Annotated in this window: 20 protein-coding genes, 2 pseudogenes and 1 other annotated feature; of the genes and pseudogenes, 9 read left to right on the forward strand and 13 right to left on the reverse strand. The window is 38.6% G+C overall.

The genetic code is table 11. The annotated features are described in order from the left end of the window. The 7 genes from NDM98_RS21470 to NDM98_RS21495 form a co-directional block, all read right to left on the reverse strand. Positions 1 to 737 (reverse strand): AAA family ATPase (locus NDM98_RS21470; protein WP_251611537.1); only part of this gene is annotated, 737 nt, incomplete at its 3' end. A gap of 62 nt (positions 738 to 799) precedes the next feature. Beyond that, positions 800 to 1,039 (reverse strand): hypothetical protein, encoded by a 240-nt coding sequence (locus NDM98_RS21475; RefSeq protein ID WP_251602882.1) that lies wholly within the window; start codon positions 1,037 to 1,039, stop codon positions 800 to 802. A 247-nt stretch (positions 1,040 to 1,286) separates the two neighbouring features. Further along, positions 1,287 to 1,634 carry a hypothetical protein gene (locus tag NDM98_RS21480; RefSeq protein ID WP_251602880.1) on the reverse strand — a complete coding sequence of 116 codons (348 nt, stop codon included), beginning with the start codon at positions 1,632 to 1,634 and terminating at the stop codon, positions 1,287 to 1,289. Beyond that, the gene (locus NDM98_RS21485) at positions 1,631 to 1,957 is read right to left on the reverse strand and encodes a hypothetical protein (protein ID WP_251602874.1); all 327 of its coding nucleotides are present in this window, start codon (positions 1,955 to 1,957) and stop codon (positions 1,631 to 1,633) included. The genes NDM98_RS21480 and NDM98_RS21485 overlap by 4 nt, the downstream gene beginning before the upstream one ends. A gap of 5 nt (positions 1,958 to 1,962) precedes the next feature. Then, the gene (locus NDM98_RS21490; protein ID WP_251611538.1) at positions 1,963 to 2,214 is read right to left on the reverse strand and encodes a helix-turn-helix domain-containing protein; all 252 of its coding nucleotides are present in this window, start codon (positions 2,212 to 2,214) and stop codon (positions 1,963 to 1,965) included. Positions 2,215 to 2,336: 122 nt separating this feature from the next. Beyond that, on the reverse strand, positions 2,337 to 2,468 hold the full coding sequence (locus NDM98_RS23690) for a hypothetical protein (protein ID WP_285804116.1): 132 nt from the start codon (positions 2,466 to 2,468) through the stop codon (positions 2,337 to 2,339). A gap of 60 nt (positions 2,469 to 2,528) precedes the next feature. Continuing rightward, positions 2,529 to 2,738: a helix-turn-helix transcriptional regulator gene (locus NDM98_RS21495; protein ID WP_251611539.1), complete on the reverse strand. Its 210-nt coding sequence runs from the start codon at positions 2,736 to 2,738 to the stop codon at positions 2,529 to 2,531. Positions 2,739 to 2,908: 170 nt separating this feature from the next. Here NDM98_RS21495 and NDM98_RS21500 point away from each other — a divergent pair, with 170 nt between their 5' ends. The 4 genes from NDM98_RS21500 (at position 2,909) to NDM98_RS21515 (ending at position 5,774) form a co-directional block, all read left to right on the forward strand. Beyond that, positions 2,909 to 3,256: a helix-turn-helix domain-containing protein gene (locus NDM98_RS21500; protein WP_285804117.1), complete on the forward strand. Its 348-nt coding sequence runs from the start codon at positions 2,909 to 2,911 to the stop codon at positions 3,254 to 3,256. 81 nt (positions 3,257 to 3,337) lie between these two features. After that, positions 3,338 to 3,958, forward strand: coding sequence for an ImmA/IrrE family metallo-endopeptidase (locus NDM98_RS21505; RefSeq protein WP_251611541.1), 621 nt, complete (start codon positions 3,338 to 3,340; stop codon positions 3,956 to 3,958). Next, on the forward strand, positions 3,936 to 4,292 hold the full coding sequence (locus NDM98_RS21510) for a hypothetical protein (RefSeq protein ID WP_251611542.1): 357 nt from the start codon (positions 3,936 to 3,938) through the stop codon (positions 4,290 to 4,292). The genes NDM98_RS21505 and NDM98_RS21510 overlap by 23 nt, the downstream gene beginning before the upstream one ends. Before the next feature lie 12 nt (positions 4,293 to 4,304). After that, positions 4,305 to 5,774, forward strand: a complete 1,470-nt coding sequence (locus NDM98_RS21515) for a recombinase family protein (protein ID WP_251611543.1) — start codon at positions 4,305 to 4,307, stop codon at positions 5,772 to 5,774. A 19-nt stretch (positions 5,775 to 5,793) separates the two neighbouring features. On the opposite strand, the gene asnB is transcribed toward NDM98_RS21515, so the two are convergent. Next, on the reverse strand, positions 5,794 to 7,572 hold the full coding sequence (gene asnB, locus NDM98_RS21520) for an asparagine synthase (glutamine-hydrolyzing) (protein WP_251611544.1): 1,779 nt from the start codon (positions 7,570 to 7,572) through the stop codon (positions 5,794 to 5,796). Positions 7,573 to 7,842: 270 nt separating this feature from the next. Continuing rightward, positions 7,843 to 8,049, forward strand: a binding site (T-box leader). 44 nt (positions 8,050 to 8,093) lie between these two features. Here asnB and proB point away from each other — a divergent pair. The 4 genes and pseudogenes from proB to NDM98_RS21540 all read left to right on the forward strand — a co-directional run bounded on the left by proB (position 8,094) and on the right by NDM98_RS21540 (position 12,243). Continuing rightward, on the forward strand, positions 8,094 to 9,227 hold the full coding sequence (gene proB, locus NDM98_RS21525; RefSeq protein ID WP_251611545.1) for a glutamate 5-kinase: 1,134 nt from the start codon (positions 8,094 to 8,096) through the stop codon (positions 9,225 to 9,227). Then, a pseudogene (locus tag NDM98_RS21530) lies at positions 9,220 to 10,468 on the forward strand (glutamate-5-semialdehyde dehydrogenase). Before proB ends, NDM98_RS21530 begins: the two are co-directional and overlap by 8 nt. A gap of 14 nt (positions 10,469 to 10,482) precedes the next feature. Beyond that, the gene (gene proC, locus NDM98_RS21535) at positions 10,483 to 11,313 is read left to right on the forward strand and encodes a pyrroline-5-carboxylate reductase (RefSeq protein WP_251611546.1); all 831 of its coding nucleotides are present in this window, start codon (positions 10,483 to 10,485) and stop codon (positions 11,311 to 11,313) included. Positions 11,314 to 11,631: 318 nt separating this feature from the next. Beyond that, the gene (locus NDM98_RS21540; protein WP_308807797.1) at positions 11,632 to 12,243 is read left to right on the forward strand and encodes an ion transporter; all 612 of its coding nucleotides are present in this window, start codon (positions 11,632 to 11,634) and stop codon (positions 12,241 to 12,243) included. Positions 12,244 to 12,546: 303 nt separating this feature from the next. Here the strand turns inward: NDM98_RS21540 and NDM98_RS21545 are convergent. The 4 genes and pseudogenes from NDM98_RS21545 to NDM98_RS21560 form a co-directional block, all read right to left on the reverse strand. Beyond that, a pseudogene (locus NDM98_RS21545) lies at positions 12,547 to 13,534 on the reverse strand (ketoacyl-ACP synthase III). 119 nt (positions 13,535 to 13,653) lie between these two features. Beyond that, positions 13,654 to 15,024 (reverse strand): aspartate kinase, encoded by a 1,371-nt coding sequence (locus NDM98_RS21550; protein ID WP_251611547.1) that lies wholly within the window; start codon positions 15,022 to 15,024, stop codon positions 13,654 to 13,656. Between the two features lie 177 nt (positions 15,025 to 15,201). Next, positions 15,202 to 15,834 carry a YgaN family protein gene (locus tag NDM98_RS21555; protein WP_251611548.1) on the reverse strand — a complete coding sequence of 211 codons (633 nt, stop codon included), beginning with the start codon at positions 15,832 to 15,834 and terminating at the stop codon, positions 15,202 to 15,204. Between the two features lie 16 nt (positions 15,835 to 15,850). Further along, a complete protein-coding gene (locus tag NDM98_RS21560; RefSeq protein WP_251611549.1) occupies positions 15,851 to 16,462 on the reverse strand; it encodes a YgaN family protein in 612 nt (203 codons plus the stop codon). 206 nt (positions 16,463 to 16,668) lie between these two features. Here NDM98_RS21560 and folE2 point away from each other — a divergent pair, with 206 nt between their 5' ends. Next, positions 16,669 to 17,559 carry a GTP cyclohydrolase FolE2 gene (gene folE2, locus NDM98_RS21565; RefSeq protein WP_251611550.1) on the forward strand — a complete coding sequence of 297 codons (891 nt, stop codon included), beginning with the start codon at positions 16,669 to 16,671 and terminating at the stop codon, positions 17,557 to 17,559. Between the two features lie 44 nt (positions 17,560 to 17,603). Here folE2 and NDM98_RS21570 read toward each other — a convergent pair whose 3' ends face one another. Next, the gene (locus NDM98_RS21570) at positions 17,604 to 18,230 is read right to left on the reverse strand and encodes a siroheme synthase domain-containing protein (RefSeq protein WP_251611551.1); all 627 of its coding nucleotides are present in this window, start codon (positions 18,228 to 18,230) and stop codon (positions 17,604 to 17,606) included. Positions 18,231 to 18,233 lie beyond the last annotated feature (3 nt).

Below are 18,233 nucleotides of genomic sequence, written 5' to 3' on the forward strand. Positions count from 1 at the left end.
ATCTCTTGGGCAATGAGTGATTCATCTAAGCCAGAAACATCGGGAAGTGACCTTTGAACTTCATCAATGCGGACAGGTAACGTATCAAGCTGTGCATTTACACCTGCTTTTTGAGAAGTAAGCCATTTACGATGATCCTCAATAGATCGATCGCCTAAGATACTTGGTAATGAAGCGAGCTCTTTGTTAGCTGCCACAACCTCATCATTCGAGATATCACCCCCGACTTGAAGTAGAACGTCTCTACGCTTCTGCCAATGCAATTGCTCATTAAAGTAAGTTGGTGATGTAAGCAGTTTAAAGACATCTTCCTTAATGAGCTCTGCTACTTTTTCATCAAATTCTTTTTTCTTTTTGGGAATTTCATCAATAAAATGGTCTGTAGTGTGGCCAGAGAAAGTGCTCTCTGCACTTCCACGTTTTTTAGTCCACTTTTCGGCATAGACTTTCTTTAAGGTCAGCTTCTTAATCCCATCTATCTCAAATTTAGCTTCTACCTCATGACTCAAACCATGAAGGTGATCTCCTGACTCCGTTAATGTTTTGATATCAAAATCTGTTTTATTTTGACTGTTCTTGTTAAAGAGCAACCAAACGAAAGCATCAAATACACTGGTCTTTCCACTAGCGTTATCTCCATAGACAACAACGTCTTCTCCATTCGCCTCCAAACGAAAACTTTTAATCCCTTTAAAATGAGTGAGTTCAATCGAGAGCAATTTTAATGATTTAGTCATATCCTTTAACCTCCATTTGTGTTTTAACAGCAAGCGCTATATACTAAAGAGACCATTAATTCTTAAGCACTTACCTGAGCTATTCGTGTTCCACCACGAATGGCTTTTTGTTTGACTGCAGCTTCCATACAAACTCGAATGATCATGAATTTACGCTTGTCTGCTAACTCCTCACGCATCTTTTGAATGCGACCTGTTTTCTTATAAAAGTCTGCTGACTCACTCATATGCTTTTCTAACTTCTTAAATTGATCTACATCAATTTGTGTTACAGAATCAAAGCTGAACATGAATTGCTTCATTTGGTTTCACCCCCTCTAATTATTTTAGTGCCACATATTTTGCAGAAATTCGCGCCAGTTGGATGATCAGTATTTCTGCAAGTTGGACATTGATAATCTAATCTAGCCATGGGTATACCTCCTATACAGTTTTCTAAGAACTTGGTGCAGCTGCACCGTGAGACGCACAAGTAGGGGGGCTTGTACACCTCACGGCAAAGCTGAGCTTGCCGTCACAATCAATTATTGATATGATTGTGTTATTGAATTAAGTAAGAACCGAAGCGCTAACTGTTACAGCAGTAAGTGCTTTTTTTAATGGATGATGCTTGTCCTGGTGAGCAATACGAGCTCTTTCCACTCTGTCAGCTAGTTTCCTAAAGGAGAGACAATTCTCTTCTTCACGACACAAAGATAAAAATTTACTGTGTTTTCTAAGTGATTGCGTAATATAGATCATTTCCTCTGAATCAAAATCCTTTTTACCTTCCACGACCTTGTTCAGTATGAGATCAAAACGTTTTTGCTCTGCTGAGTACCTCTTTGGTCTTATATCTTCCATTGCTTCAATGATCATTTGCTGGCCTTTAATATTTAGTTGCAGTCGTTGTTTCATTTCTTACCACGTCCAATCGCTAGATTTATCTCAAATCCATATATGTTCTCATTACCTGTTGTTTTGGCGTACGTTCTAACTGCTTCCTGTATGTCAGATTGAAGTTTTCTGTCTGCACGATCATGTACTAATTTTTCTTCTGCCATATTCTCCATACGCTGCATGATCAGTTCAACATCATCTAAATTTTTTTTAGCTTGTTCCATATCCTCTTTAGCAAATTGGTAAGTTGCAGAAGCCATTGAATTTAATAATTGCCCTTTTAAAGCCATAATTTTTTCACGATCTTTCATTAACACACTCTCAACTAATCCTTTTTTCATAACGATCAACCTCCTGTAATTAATTGCATGGCATTTTGTAAAACCGTCAACCCGTCACCTGCAGCAATATAAGCTATGATTAATTCTTTAGCATTTGTGACTTCCGCCCAGTGAATCATCTGCGGAAAGCTCGGTATTTTCTTCCCTGTTTCAAATTTAGAAACGCACGACTGTGATAGGTTCAATTCTGTTGCTAATTCACGCTGATCAAATCCCGCTTTTACCCTCATAGCGCGCATCATGGCGCTGAGCTTCAACTCTTCTCACCTCCTCTCATATTCCAATTTGGAATATATGGCGTATTGGAATCAAAAATAAAGTGAAATTTAGTAAACTATATTTAGATGAAGGAGCTTGTACATCAGGGGAAGATTTCCCCTTAAGCACTACCCTTTTTTGAAAGTGCTTCTTGTTCTTTTCGTTTTGATATAATTCGCTTAGCATCTTCAATAAAACACTCTTTGAAGATGATTGTTTGTTCTTTATTCAGTTGGATTTTTTTACTGTCCATTGGTAATGCCTCCTTTCCTAGTGATTCTTATGTGAGTTGGACAGAAGGACTAACCTGTTATTATTGTGCACTTTTTGCACAATCATTTTCAAAAAAAATAGTCCATTCTAAATTAAATAGCTGAGCCAATTTCTTAGCGACCTTAACACTAGGAACTAAACCCAGTTCAATTTTAGTGTAATAAGAACGGTCAATACCTATGATCTTAGCTACTTGAGCTTGAGTTAGCTTTTTCTCATTTCGCTTTTGCTCTAAAAGTTTAGTGTTCATTTTCGGGCTCCTTTCTTAATTCTTAACTTAATTTTGATTATACAGTGCAATTTATGCACAGTCAAATACTTTTTGTGTATTTTATTCACAAAACTTTTATTCACGTATTACTTTCTCTATAATAGAAATGTGCATATTATTCACACTAGAATAGAAGGTGACACTAAATCATGTATGGGAAGAGGCTTACTTCTTTGAGAAAACAAAAAAAGTTATCTCAAGAAGGGTTAACAAATAAATTAGGAATTAACCGATCTACTTATGCTCGTTATGAAAGAGAGCAGACACAACCAGACTATGATACTCTTCAGAAGTTAGCCGATTTCTTCGAAGTTTCTACTGATTATTTGTTAGGAAGAGTAGACGAACCAGACTCAATGATCTCAATCGCGTTTGAAGATGGCGGTGAAGAGCCTTTATCCGAAGATGAAAAAGAGCACTTAGAAGAAATGCTTAAAAATTTTAGAGAGACCAAAAAGCGTTGGTTAAAAGCAAGAGGTTTGCCTGAGGAAGATTAATTATAAAAAGAAGTACTTAGCCCTTGGGCTATTTCTTTTAAATATAGATACGAACATATATTCTTATAAAGGGTGGATACAATGCGCTTCGCAACTCAGAAGGACACAACTGCAAGTAAATTTTTTAAGCAAAAAGGCATCTTAACGGTTGAACATTTAGACATGAATTATCTCGCAGATATCTTTAGATTAGAGATTCAGTACGTTAAGTTTAAAAGCAAAGTTCTATATAGAGATTCATTTACCATTATGGCACTTACTGAAGGTAATTCGATAATAGAAACTAGACGCACTTTCTTTCATGAACTGAGTCACCACTTTAATCATTATGGGAGTCAGAATAAGATGGATACTAGCTTTAGAGATTTACAAGAATCACAAGCAAGATGGCTTTCTTTATATTATGCGATGCCATTGCATATTTTTGAGCCTTTATTAATTAAATATAAAGATCCTAAATATCTTGCAGAACTGTTTGAGCTACCTATAGATATGATCTTAGAACGCTGTGAAACAATTAAAAGAGAACGATCAAGATCGGAACAGTACGATGTACATAGAAGAAAAGAATTTGTCCATCGAGTGAAAAGTAAAAGTTTACAACCTGGTAAAGTTCATAACGGTACTCTATCGATCTTAAATCAATTAAAAAATCAAGTAGGTAAAGAAAGGATGAGTAATGATGTTACGCGTTTATTATGATGAAATAGATGGCCAGATAAACCCCCAATGGATGTTAGTCTCTGCGATTACCAATGACGAGTATGTCAGTTATACAATCGACTCTCCTTTTGAGCGTTTTTATCAAGAAGATTTTCACGATGAGATGTCAATCGTAACCGTTAATTCAGCTGCATTGACTCGTGACCCTTTTAAAGATCGACAATTTAGCGTTCACATACCAAGTGTGAAAAAGGATATGGAATTTGCCAAGCTTCATCCAGATAATATATATGAAGCCGATTTTTATTTAATTAGAGTTGCTGATTTAGAAGAACTTCTTCAGTTCGATGTGAGTAAGTATTTTGTTCTCTAGGAGGCCAGGCACATGCGTTGCGCTATATATAGAAGAGTTTCAACAGATCGTCAAAGAGAAGAAGGATTCTCACTTGAAGCTCAAGAGTCTAGATTACGAGCTTATGTCGAGTCACAGGGTTGGACAGTATACGACGACTATGCTGATGAAGGTTATAGTGCAAAAAATACTAATAGACCCTACCTTCAAAAAATGTTGAAAGATATGAGTGAAGATAAGTTTGATGTGATTCTTGTTTATAAGTTAGATAGATTTGTAAGGTCTGTAGTTGACCTTCATAATATGCTTCAAGAGATGGAAAAATTCGATGTTAAATTTAAGAGTTGTACTGAAATATTTGATACAACTACAGCTACAGGTCGAATGTTTATAACCATTATTGCAACACTTGCTCAATGGGAACGTGAAACGATTGGAGAAAGGGTTTTTGATGTCTCTATTAAGAATGCCGAAAACGGTCATCGTCCTGGTACCAAAACTCCTTTTGGTTATAAGACAGTCAATAAGAAGTTATATCCTGAACCACAAAACTTTAAGTATGGCCAATACATTTATGAAAGAATAGCTAGTGTCTCAGCTGACACTGTCGCAAAAGAACTTAATGCTATGGGATCTAGAAATCGCCGTGGTAACCCATGGGATGGTAAGAGTATTGAGTACATTGCAAGAAACCCAATAAACGTTGGCATTGTAAGATGGAACTACAGAAAAATGATAAACGGTAATTGGAAGCTCACTAATGAAGCTGTTCAAGAGAAAATTGATCAGGAAGACTTTATTAAAATGGTTACACCAGAACAATATAACCTAGTACAAAAAATATTAGATAGCCGAAAAGGCAATGGTAAAACTAGGACTGCAGTTTATAATGCTTACCCCTATTCTGGTATTCTGCGTTGTAAAAGGTGTGGTCATAAAATTACAGGTCATAGGCTTAGACGAAAAAATGGCAGGATTGAACGCACTTATAAATGCAATGGCAGAAGAAAATACGGTGTATGTGATTTACCACAAATACCCGAAAAATCAATGGATATCGCTTTTAAGAAATCAATAAAATTAAGTTTAGATAATCCCGATATCTCAGAAAAAATAACAATCAGTTTATCGGAAGCTGAAATTGAATCTAAACTAAAAGAAATTCAAAATAAAAAAGAACGTGCCAACGAGCTATACATCGATGGTCAAATAACTAGAACTAGATTTAAAGACATTCAGAAGAAACTAATTGAAGAAGAAATGTCTTTAGTTCAAATCGCTGCTACGGTAGAAGAAGAAGTTTCACAAGAGGATCTTATTGAATTTCTTACTGACTTAGAAAACCAATGGTTAGAATTGGGATATGATAGCCAAAAACAGGCTTTGACAAGAATTTTTGAATCAATCGAGGTTGATGTTACTTCAGAAACAAAAAGCGGAGGAAGGTATAGTAAGGCGGTGCTTGCAGAGGTTGCTATTACTGATTTTAGCTTCAGGGATTAGTGTATTTTTACTGGCGTCTTTACAAGTACATTGGATGACCAAAATAAGGCGTTCCTGTATCAAAGCCTCCACTTTCGTTGATAGCTTTTAGTTTGTCTTTGTTTACAAATTCAAAGAGTGGTGCGTCTTTTTGAGATAGTACATCATCCATTAACAGTTTGACTGTCTCTGCATATTTTGGGTGATGGGTTTTTGGATACGGACTTTTCTTCCGATATAATACTTCATCTGGAAGAATTCCCTCCATTGCCTTACGTAATATCCCTTTTTCTTTGCCTCCGTATCGTTTCATCTCCCATGGAATGTTCCAAACATATTCTACTAATCTATGGTCAGAGAACGGTACTCGTACTTCAAGACTTGCTCCCATGCTCATACGATCTTTACGATCCAATAAATTTGTCATAAACCAAATAATATTTAAGTATGAGATCTCACGTCGTCTTGCTTCTTCTTTTGAGTCACCAGCAAAGCGTGGTGTTTCGTTAATCGTTTTGCGGTATTGACTGTGCACATATTCTTTTAGTTTAAGTTTGGTTTTCCATGAGTCGTTTAATAAGTCTTCACGTTCATCGATGGAGCGCATCCATGGGAAACCATCAATATTCATAATTTCCGGTTGATGAAACCATGGATATCCTCCAAATATTTCATCTGCACATTCACCTGATAAACCGACCGTCACGTCTTTTTTGATCTCTTTACAGAACCATAATAACGAAGAATCAACATCTGCCATCCCTGGCAAGTCACGTACGTTAACGGCTTCTTTTAGTTGGTCTGCTAGAGTATCAATGGAGATGATTGCATTTGTGTGGTTGGTTTTTAGCTCTTCTGATACTTTTTTGATCCAAGGCGCATCTGAATTTGGTTGGAAGGCACTTGATTTAAAATATTTATCATTTTCATCATAGTCGATGGAATAACTTCGAATGGGTCCTTTGCCTTCTTTTTTGTATATTTCGGCAGCTAATGCAGTTAGTGCACTTGAGTCTAGACCCCCAGATAAAAACATGCCTACTGGTACATCGGCAAATAATTGTCTGCTTACTGTATCCGTTAGTAGCTCGCGAATATGACCGGCTGTTTCGTCTGCATCCTGAGTGTGTTCCTTGCTTTTTAGAGACCAATATCTGCTGACTTTTGCCCCGTTGCGATCATAATTTAGCATATGTCCTGGTCGTAATTCTGAAATGTTTTTATAAATGCCTTGACCAGGTGTACGTGATGGAGCTAAGCCCATGACATCGGCTAAACCTTCCCGGTCAACAACAGCATCAAGTTTTGGATTGGCAAGTAGTGCCTTTAATTCTGAACCAAAAATGAGTGCCCCGTGTAAAACGGAATAAAACAACGGCTTAACGCCTAAGCGATCTCTTGCCATAAATAAGCTCTGATCTTGTTCATTCCAAATAGCAAAGGCAAAGATGCCGTTAAATTTCTCCAGGCATCCGCTTCCCCACTCGATATAAGATTTGAGAAGTACTTCTGTATCCGAGTGACCAGAAAAAGTATGCCCTTGCTTCAGCAGTTCTGTTCGGATATCTTCCGTGTTATAAAGCTCTCCATTATATACAAGCGTATAGTCCTTGTTTGCCACAGTTCTTGTCATTGGCTGAATGCCACCTGCTGGGTCAACAACAACTAATCGCGCATGACCAAATCCAGCATGTGGAGAAGTCCACACTCGTAGATCATCCGGGCCTCTGCGATTTAATGTTGTTGCCATTTTATGAATCGCAGCCGTCTCAGTCCGCATGTCTGTTCGCCAATCTATCCACCCTGTAATGCCGCACATCCATAATCAGCCCCTTTTGGGTTCTTTAATTACTCTTCCGCTCTTGAACATCATTTGTACATAACCTATGCTATTCACTGGCTTTAGCAAGAGTGCCTTAGAATTTGTTCGGATTGGGTTAACACACAAGGAATCCTGTTAAATGGCTATTTACCCAATTGTTTGTTTTTCTCAACAGAACTATAGTCCGAATAATCTAATTAAACTAATAATAATTACTTCTGCCTCTTGACTTCTTTAAAGCGTCGACTTATACTTGACACATTATATGACAACGCATCGATAAGGATTAGTATTCTGAGAAAATGTGTTCAGAGAGTGGGTTCACCGGCTGAAAGACCCATCACCGCTTTAATCAGATGAACCTGCCTTTGAGCTTCCAGTGATTCTGGACGTCCCTTTCACGTTACGAGAGCTAAAGTGGACATGATACATGTCAAACAAGGTGGTACCGCGGATAACACTTCCGTCCTTATATAGGACAGAAGTGTTTTTTATTTTTTATAGAAAGAGGGAATCGTATGGGTCGACAACGAATCGTCGTAAAAATAGGTAGTAGTTCATTAACGGAGACAAATGGCTCATTAAGTTTGGAGAAGCTCACTGAACATGTTGGGGCTCTTGCTGAGCTAAAAAAACAGGGCCATGATGTGATTTTAATTTCTTCAGGTGCTGTTGCAGCAGGTTTTCCATCACTTGGCTACCCTAGTCGACCCGTTACGTTAGCTGGTAAACAAGCTGCTGCAGCTGTTGGTCAAGGTTTGTTAATGCAAGGGTACACCGAACAATTTGCTCCCTATTCATTAACTCCAGCACAGCTTTTATTAACTCGAGATGACTTTTCAGACCATACTCGATTTGGGAATGCTAACCGTGCGATCACAGAATTATTAAAAAGAGGCTGTATCCCGATTATTAATGAAAATGATTCAACAAGTGTAGATGAGCTTACGTTCGGCGATAATGATCTGCTTTCAGCTTTAGTCGTTGGATTTGTTCATGCTGATATGTTGATCATTTTAACGGATGTCAATGGCATCTATTCAGATAATCCGCTTAAAAACCCTGATGCGATGAAGTACTCACATATACCTGAGATCACGTCGGAGCTCCTTGCGCTTTCCGGGGAATCTGGAACAACTGTTGGAACAGGTGGAATGAAATCGAAAATTAGTGCCGCACAAACGGCTCTATCCCTTGGAGTGAACTCATTTATCGGAAAAGGAGAAGGTCACGCTAAACTGGTCTCCATTCTGAGTGGCGAGGGTGATGGAACGTATCTAGGCAGCTTTTCGCATAAACCTGTTATGCCAACTTCCAAACAATGGATCTCTCTTCACTCACAAACGGTTGGTTCCATTGTGATTGATGAAGGCGCAGAACATGCCTTACTGCAAAAAGGAAAAAGCTTATTACCTGCAGGTGTTGTCTCAGTTCGTGGAATCTTCTCTGCTCAAGAGGTAATCCAAGTATGTAATGCCAAAGGTTTTTTACTCGGAAAAGGACGAACAAATTTATCGTCAGAAGAGATATCACTTGTAAAAGGATTAGATAGCACAAAAGCACGTGAGATCACCAATCATTCTAGAAAAGAAATTATTCATAGAGATCAATGGGTAGCTGCCAATCGGAAGGAGCAGACTAATAATGAGTGAAATTAGAGACAAGGCAAAGCACGCAAAAGAGATCACCTACCAGTTAGCAGGAGCTTCTACAGAATCAAAAAATCAAGCATTACTCGCAATGGCGACACAGCTTGAGCAAGATCAAGATCACATAATATCTGCAAATGCCCTAGATCTTCAAAAAGGACTTGAAGATGGTCAATCCTCTACCCTTCTCGACAGACTTACGCTTACAGCTGAACGACTGAAAGATATGGCAGATGGGTTGAGACAAGTAGCCGAACTAAAGGATCCAATTGGAGAAGTCATTCAGGAAATAAATCGACCAAACGGCTTAAAGATTGAAAAAAAACGTGTACCTCTTGGAGTCATTGGCATCATTTATGAAGCTCGTCCTAATGTAACCGTTGATGCAGCTGGACTTTGTTTAAAAACAGGAAATGCTGTGTTGCTTCGAGGCAGTAGTACAGCGATTCATTCAAACCGTTCAATTGTTCAGAGTTTGCAAACAGCGTTAGAAAGCGTTGGTTTTGTTAAAGAAGCTGTTCAATTAATAGAAGATACAAGTCGCGCAGCAGCCTCCGAGCTTTTTACCTTAAATGAATACCTTGATGTGTTAATCCCTAGAGGTGGCGCTTCATTAATTAAAACCGTTGTCGAAAAAGCATCCGTCCCCGTTCTTGAAACGGGTGTTGGAAACTGCCACATTTTCATTGATGAATCAGCCGATCCAAGCGATGGCAACGGCTATTACACTAAATGCCAAAACACAACGTCCTTCTGTTTGTAACGCAGCAGAAACCGTTTTGATTCATCGGAAATGGGCAAAAGACCACCTCTCCTCTCTGCTTGAGAGTTTACATTCTCATAAAGTAGAGATCTATGGAGACGAGGAGTTAAAGCAATGGGACCAAACCATTACAATTGCCGATCATAAAGACTGGGCCGAAGAATATCTTGATTTAAAGCTCGCAGTAAAGCTTGTTGATTCTACTGAAGATGCTTTGACTCATATAAGAGAATTCGGAACCAATCATTCTGAGGCGATTATTAGTGAAACTAGTGACAATGTCTTAGCTTTCCTAAATGGAGTTGACGCCGCTGCTGTATACCATAATGCCTCTACACGTTTTACGGACGGCTTTGAATTTGGATTTGGAGCCGAGATTGGCATTAGTACTCAAAAGCTTCATGCACGAGGACCAATGGGACTTGAAGCACTCACTTCTACGAAATATATGATCTTTGGTGAAGGTCAAATTAAATCATAAGGAATGATCCTCTCATGCAAATAAACAAACAAATTACCTTTTTAGGCGCCGGCTCAATGGCCGAAGCAATTATTGGAGGATTAATTTCTCAAAACATCGTCTCTTCTCGTTCGATCACAGTAGCAAATCTACAGGATCAAGATCGATTAGCTTATATAAATGAAACGTACCAAGTAAATACAGAGTCTAATCGACTTGAAGCTGTGCAATCAGCCGATATTATTATTCTCGCGATGAAACCAAAAAATCTTCAAGATGCGATTAGTTACATCAAAGAAGATGTGACAGAAAATCAACTGATTGTATCGGTCATTGCAGGTATTCCCACTACTTTAATTGAGGCTGAACTCATCACTAATAACCCAGTTATTCGCACAATGCCGAATACCTCAGCCAAAGTAGGCGAATCAGCTTCAGCGATTTGTCTTGGCAAATTTGCAACAGATGCTCACCTTTTAACAGTCGAAACCTTATTTAAGGCTATTGGTTCTGTATCATTAGTGGAGGAAGAACAAATGGATGCTGTTACTGGCGTTGCCGGTAGTGGTCCTGCTTACTTTTACTATATGGTTGAAGCTATGGAGAAAGCAGCTTGTAATGCTGGACTATCAAAAGAGCAAGCACACGACCTTGTAACCCAGACAATAGTAGGTGTGGGAAAACGACTTCAGAATACAAATAAAACACCTCGCGCCCTATACCAAGAGGTTATGAGTCCAGGCGGAACAACGGAGGCTGGGATTCAAAAGCTTGCTGAGCATCACTTTCAAGACGCGATCCAAGACGCTGTAGGCAATGCAGTGAACCGATCCAAAGAGCTTGGGCAGGTTTTATCTAAAAACTAACGTACAAGAAACAACCCTCTTCCTAAAAAGATGGTTGTTTTTTGTACGTTAGTTTTGCTTTCTAGGACTAGTCTAGTAAAATAATAAACGGTATACAAAGATAAGGATAAACAAAGGAGCTCTAAGTCAGGATGAATATTCAAGGATTAAGAAAACGCTTATACCCACTAGTAGAAGGATCTTGGTTTACCGGAATCGTTATTACGTTGATATTATTAAATGCTATCATCGTTGGCTTAGAGACTTTTCCAAGCGGTTTACTCAGAATACAAACAAACCTTTTTTATTATTGATCGCATTCTTTTATATATTTTCACCATCGAATTAGTATTGCGGTTCCTTGCAGTTAGGCCAAGAGAGTTTTTTACTCGAGGCTGGAATTGGTTTGACCTGATCATCGTAGGAGCTGGTCATATCTTTGTAGGTGCTCATTTTGTAACCGTATTACGGGTGCTAAGAGTTCTGCGTGTGTTGCGAGCCATCTCTGTAATACCATCACTAAGACGACTTGTAGATGCGCTCTTACTTACAATCCCCTCTATGGGGAACATTTTTATCCTGATGTCGATTTTCTTTTACATATTTGCCGTGATTGGCACAATGTTGTTTTCAGGTATCGAGCCTGAGTTTTTTGGAAGTCTTCACCTTTCATTAATGACATTATTTCAAATTGTCACGCTTGATTCATGGTCGAGCGGCATCATGCGCCCTATTCTTGAAGAGTTCTGGTGGGCATGGATCTACTTTATCTCGTTTGTCTTGATAGGTACATTTGTTATTTTCAACTTATTTATTGGTGTAATCGTCAATAACGTCGAAAAGGCAAACGAAGCAGATCAAGAGCAAGATAAAAAAGAGAACGATCAACAAGCGCTAGAAGAAGTGCGAAAAGAATTGGCCGAGATAAAAGAATTGTTAAAGAATAAGTGAGTTTGAGATTTTTGCCTAGTGAGGCTCTTGGTTATGTGATGCCCGTCTTGCTTGGGAGTGGGGCTTTCTTGGTTTCGTGCTCCCTCACTTGATTAGACCTGGGCTTTCTTGCTTTTGTGCTCATCTTCTTATTAAATCTCGGTGCACCTTGGTGTTTGCATGAAGTCTCCTGGTATAGGGTGCCTGGCCTTGGCAAACACCTCTCCGGCCTTGAAAAGAGTGGTAGCTTCTTAGTAAAAACCCGTTTGCTCTTGCTTAAATGTCCATTCTTCGTGATGAGATTCTAGTATCTCTTGCTAAGATCTAATCTAGATTCCAATGAATAAGCAATCCTGCGTAAGACAACCCACCTCCAAATCCGTATAGTAACATTTTGTCTCCATTTCTAATGTTCCCTTCAATCAAAGCCTTATCTAGGGACAATGGGATAGTGGCTGAAGATGTATTCCCATAATTAACTAAACTATATAGCGTTTTCTCCAATGGAAAATCAATTTTTTCACAAATGGATTCAATCATTCTCAGATTTGCGCTATGTGGCACAAACCAATTCACGTCACGCAGAGAAATCGATGCTTGATCGAGAACTCGTTGCACTCCTTTTGGAACTGTAGTAACAGCCCATTTGTAAACCTCACGCCCATTTTGAACGATTTTACCACTGTTAGTCAATTCTTCTTCAAACATACGTGATGATAAGTTAGAACAGTATAAGCTGCTCCCCTTTTCTCCTTCTGAACCTAAATGAGAAGCCAGAAAGCTTGGATTATGCTCGTCGTATTCTACTAAAACCGCTCCGCCCCCATCTCCAAATAAAATACAAGTAGAACGATCTTCATAATCTGTGATTTTAGATAATGTTTCTGCCCCAATAACTAGAATTTTCCTGTGTAAGCCTGAAGTTATTAAGGCATTGGCTAGATGTAATCCATACGTAAACCCTGCACAAGCAGCGTTTAAATCAATTGCCCCAAGCATTATGGATGCCTAGCTTTGCTTGGACCAATGATGCGACGCTTGGTGTTTTAAAATCAGGCGTCAGTGTACTAACGATAATCATATTTACATCATCAATTGATTTTTTAGATCGTTCCATTAAGTTTCTTACAGCTTTATAACTGATGTCACTTGTGAATTCTTCTTCGTGAGCGATTCTTCTTTCTTTAATGCCAGTACGTTTTGTTATCCATTCATCATTCGTTTCAACTAACTTTTCCAAATCATTATTTGTTAATCTTCTTTCAGGAACATAAGAACCTATTGCCGTGATACGAGCTTTGGAGATATGCATGATATACCACCTTTTAAAATTTATATACCTAGTATTAATACCAGATACTAATTTTATTATATACTAATCTCACTAAAAAAGACTTAATTAGCTTTTATCGCTAATTAAGTCTTTCTTTATTATTGAATCGTCCCATCTGATGCACCAAAGAACTCTTCGTATAATGCTTGAACAGCCCGGTCAGCATCCTCTTGATGAACACCTAATACAAGACTGACTTCGGAGGATCCTTGGTTGATCATTTCGATGTTAACATGTGCCCGAGCTAGGGCTTGCGTTGCACGCGCCGATACACCAACTGTATTATGCATGCCTTCTCCAACAATCATCACCATCGAGAAGTCTTTTTCAATATAAACATCATCTGCATGAAGTTCGTTTTTGATGCGATCAATAATTCGCTCTTGCATGTCATCTGTTAATTGGTGGTCACGTAAAATAACGGACGTATCATCAATTCCAGATGGAATATGTTCATAGGACAATCCTTCGTCTTCTAAAATTTGAAGCAAACGACGACCAAATCCTACTTCACGGTTCATTAAGTATTTTCGTACATATATTGTTGAGAATCCATCATCAGCAGCAATACCAATAACTGGATTGAAGAAATATTCACGTTCTGCAATAATCATTGTGCCTGATGATGACGGGTTGTTTGTATTTTTCACACAGACCGGAATTCCATTACGGAACGCAGGAATTAAGGCTTCGTCGTGAAAAACAGAAAATCCTGCATAGGAAAGCTCTCTCATTTCACGGTAAGTCATGCGTTTGATCTCAACTGGACTGTCAACCACATTTGGATTTGCAGCGTATACTGAATCCACATCTGTAAAATTCTCATAAAGCTCTGCTTTCGTACCAGCAGCAAGGATTGCACCTGTGATATCTGAACCACCACGTGGAAATGTCACAAGTGTTCCTTCAGGAGAATAGCCAAAGAATCCTGGGAATACAATGATTTGGTCGGTATCTCGAAGTTTAATCAAGTTATCATAAGCTTCAGGCAATACCTGTGCATTTCCTGGTTCATCACTAACCAGTAAACCAGCATCCTTAGGATTTAAATAGGTCGCATTCATTCCCTCGCTTTTAAGGAATGCTGCGATTAGTTTGGCATTGTTGTCTTCTCCACTTGCTTTAATTGCATCCATAAAAACGCCTGGTTTATCTCGATTTGTTGCCAACCGCTCGCGTAAGTCTGCTTCAATGACACTAATAATTTCTTGATCAACGGCTAAATCATCTGCTATTAATTTGTATCGCTCTATAACAGCTTGTAATTCAGCTTCTGCATCACCCGTTGAAAGGCTTAATTCACCTAATTCAATTAATAAATCAGTAACCTTCGAATCATTCTTATCACGTTTTCCTGGAGCTGAAACAACTACAATTTTTCTTTCGCTATCTTCTGCTACGATTGCTGCAACTTTACGGATTTGCTCCGCACTAGCTACAGATGATCCCCCAAATTTTGCAACCTTCATCTCTACCTCTCCAAGCTCCTTACTTTTTCTCTCTTATCCGTTTTTTTAACATTCCAAATATAGCATACTTATGCGCTTTCCGCAAAGATGCTACGAAGGACATGACGCCTTTAAGAGCCTCTTACAAACGGTTAGAGAGCGTTAGCTGATCGAGCTTGTTAATCCCTGCTTTAGCCACTAGTTCTCTTCATAATCTTGAAGTTGAACATAAAACAAATACATAAATTCATAATCTTGATTTGGCTGTGTGGCATGTTCAAGGTCAAAACCTCTAAACGTACCATCCTGACTTATGGTGAAACTAGCTAAATAGTTTTTTTCGTCAATTGTTTCTTCTGATAACTTTATTTCATTGTTCTCATCTTTTAATAAACTTCCTGAAGAAAACGCTTTACCTTCAACATTTAATTCACCTAACTCAGAATAAGTCGAGTATGATCCATTTTCAGAATGTACGACAATATCTAGAGTCACAACAGATGTTGATTCATCTTCGGTCAAGCTGATAAAGAGTTTTTCGTACTCTTCTACAAACTCCTCGTCCTCATCATGACTTCTGCCAACCCCAAATATTGATTTCTCTTCTATTAATTCTCCAAACTCATAATAATCAACACCAATATACATTTCTTTTCCTACTGGTAAGGACCCCTCTAGATCAAACAGATACGTTTCCTTTGCAATCGCATCGAATAAAATTTCTTCATTATTGCTTAAATCCGTATCCGTAATCGTAAGTGTTGAATCCGCTGAACACCCCGTGATCATCATGCTAACAAGCGTAAGAAAGATAATCGTTACTAATTTCAATAGACACAGCTCCTTTTTAATCTTCACCTAGCAATATATAAAATGCAAATAAATGACCGTTACTGTTTTTCAAATCGGCATCTTCGCCATCTTCAAGTGATGGTGCAGATACATCTTGATCTCCTATTACATAATAACCAATGTATATTTTTTCATCTATAACTGCCTGAACGCCTTCTCCCCACAAATACTGACTAAGGTTACCCCCACTCATGAAATCCGGTATGTTTCTAGTGAAGTCGTAACGTGTGTTCCCTTCTTCATTGTTTACTTGTATAAGTCCACTTATTGTTTTTTGCTCGTCTCCATTCACATTTAAAGCAATGAGGATATCTTCAATCTTCTCTGACTTCTCTCCAACATATGAAGTCATTTCTGTATCACCGTCAACCAATGCTCCATCGATATAATAGTCCATACCAACTTTCATTTGGTTTATTTCCGGACTAAATTCTTCAATATCAACCCAAGTCGCAAAATCGGTTAATGTGCCTAATAATCTGGATTCATTATTAGATAGCTCTTTTGATTTGATCATCATCTGTTCTTCATTGTTTGCAGTCATTTCTTGACACCCTGAAAGCATTAGTAAGGCTATGCCTATTCCTATAAAATGTTTAAACTTCAATCAGTCCACTCCTCAATCTATGTATAGATTAATTTTACATGTATAACACGTAAAAGTAAGGATTTCTCGCTTTATTTTAGGAAAAATTTAGAATTTGATCTTTGTTAAACCGATATTGTTGTTTGTACTTCCCTTCCTGTTGTAAAATACAAGTAAGAAAAGAATGAGACCAAGCACACTTGGAATATTGAGAGACCGGAGTGAACATGATGACACGTGTATTACCACCAAAGGCTGAACGCCATCGTTTATTTGGCTCAGTTGAACCAATAGAAGGAACAAAACCAAAAAACAAAGAAGCTATGACTGATTTGCAAAATAAACCATCAGATTATTTTTTCCCTATACAACAGGTTGGAATTTCAAAAGTTAAATACCCTGTGATGGTAGAATCTGCGTGGGCTCCAGAAACCCAAACAGCAACAGCTGAATTTCGTTTAACAACAAATCTTGGCGCTGACTATAAAGGCATCAATATGAGCCGATTAACAGAGCAGCTTCACGCATTTTATCAGGTACACTTACTTTCTCCTGAGACATTACGTGAACTTGCTGCAATACTTTCTCGTGAGATGAACCAAACGGGAGCACAGATTGAGGTGACCTTCCCGTGGTTTTTCCTTAAAAAAGCACCTTCTTCACAAAAAGAAGGGCTAGCGCATGCCGAGGTAACGTATCGTGTTGAATTTGATGAAGCAAGTGGCTACAAAACGGAAATCAGCTTAGAAGCTGCGATTACAACGTTATGCCCATGCTCAAAAGAGATTAGTGAATACAGTGCACACAATCAACGTGGTTTTGTAACGATGACGATCCGCACAACAGATGATTCCGAGACAGATTGGAAAACAGCATTAGTTGAAGCGGCTGAATCCAATGCTAGCTCAATCCTTTATCCCGTGTTAAAACGTCCTGACGAAAAAGCTGTTACAGAGCGTGCGTATGAGAATCCACGCTTTGTTGAAGATTTGGCGAGACTAGTTGCTGCTGATTTGTACGAGCATGATGAAGTTCGTGAGTTTACAATACATTGTCGAAATGAAGAGTCCATTCACCAGCACGATGCCGTCGCAAAACTTCACTATAATAAAGACTAATCAAAACAAAAAGCGTGTAGGGTCCACATCGGCCTACACGCTTTTTACTGTTTGCTTACTAGTACCTCTTCCTTCCATTGTTCTAAAAGTTTTGCTCTCTCAGGGTGTCTCAAGAATTCATCTGTTGCGCACGCTCGTAGAAGGGAGGTCTTTTGTTCAAGAGTGAGTGAAGAGTTTGCTATGTTTATCCGGACTTCACTTAAATACGTTAGATCGTCTAGAATATGCTCGTTTTGTAAGGTCTCTTTCAGGATCTGTTTAAGCTTAGGCAAATAGGCTGGATAAGCCCCTCCTGTGCTAATTGTCAATGTTATTGGAGGTTCATGTAGCACTGCGGGAAAGTGAAAATCACTTTTCTCTGCATTATGTGCCGCATATACCCACTGTCCTTCACGAACCATTCTTAATAAATCGTCGTTTAACTGTTGATTATTAGTAGCGATAAATAAGAGATCAGCGTTAAATGACTCTGCCTCATGCAGTTCTCGTTTTTCCCAATGAAAATCTGACATGTATACTTCTAACTCTTCATGAAGAGTTGGAGAAATGACGATTACGTTTGCTCCACCTTTAATAAGCAGAGGAATTCTTTTAGAAGCAACCTTACCTCCACCGATGCAAAATACCGATTTGCCTTGAATATTAACCATTAATGGAATTCGCTCGGTCATCCC

The organism is Alkalicoccobacillus plakortidis (assembly GCF_023703085.1).
Classification (GTDB): Bacteria; Bacillota; Bacilli; order Bacillales; family Bacillaceae_D; genus Alkalicoccobacillus; species Alkalicoccobacillus plakortidis.

Bases quoted from the DNA above. Each gene is read 5' to 3' on its own strand.
- NDM98_RS21515 (WP_251611543.1), top strand. From the start codon at position 4,305: ATGCGTTGCGCTATATATAGAAGAGTTTCAACAGATCGTCAAAGAGAA.
- asnB (WP_251611544.1), bottom strand. From the start codon at position 7,572: ATGTGCGGCATTACAGGGTGGATAGATTGGCGAACAGACATGCGGACT.
- proC (WP_251611546.1), top strand. From the start codon at position 10,483: ATGCAAATAAACAAACAAATTACCTTTTTAGGCGCCGGCTCAATGGCC.
- NDM98_RS21550 (WP_251611547.1), bottom strand. From the start codon at position 15,024: ATGAAGGTTGCAAAATTTGGGGGATCATCTGTAGCTAGTGCGGAGCAA.
- NDM98_RS23690 (WP_285804116.1), bottom strand. From the start codon at position 2,468: ATGGACAGTAAAAAAATCCAACTGAATAAAGAACAAACAATCATCTTC.
- NDM98_RS21510 (WP_251611542.1), top strand. From the start codon at position 3,936: ATGATGTTACGCGTTTATTATGATGAAATAGATGGCCAGATAAACCCC.
- folE2 (WP_251611550.1), top strand. From the start codon at position 16,669: ATGATGACACGTGTATTACCACCAAAGGCTGAACGCCATCGTTTATTT.
- NDM98_RS21505 (WP_251611541.1), top strand. From the start codon at position 3,338: ATGCGCTTCGCAACTCAGAAGGACACAACTGCAAGTAAATTTTTTAAG.
- NDM98_RS21495 (WP_251611539.1), bottom strand. From the start codon at position 2,738: ATGAACACTAAACTTTTAGAGCAAAAGCGAAATGAGAAAAAGCTAACT.
- proB (WP_251611545.1), top strand. From the start codon at position 8,094: ATGGGTCGACAACGAATCGTCGTAAAAATAGGTAGTAGTTCATTAACG.
- NDM98_RS21485 (WP_251602874.1), bottom strand. From the start codon at position 1,957: ATGAAAAAAGGATTAGTTGAGAGTGTGTTAATGAAAGATCGTGAAAAA.
- NDM98_RS21570 (WP_251611551.1), bottom strand. From the start codon at position 18,230: ATGACCGAGCGAATTCCATTAATGGTTAATATTCAAGGCAAATCGGTA.
- NDM98_RS21475 (WP_251602882.1), bottom strand. From the start codon at position 1,039: ATGAAGCAATTCATGTTCAGCTTTGATTCTGTAACACAAATTGATGTA.
- NDM98_RS21500 (WP_285804117.1), top strand. From the start codon at position 2,909: ATGTATGGGAAGAGGCTTACTTCTTTGAGAAAACAAAAAAAGTTATCT.
- NDM98_RS21480 (WP_251602880.1), bottom strand. From the start codon at position 1,634: ATGAAACAACGACTGCAACTAAATATTAAAGGCCAGCAAATGATCATT.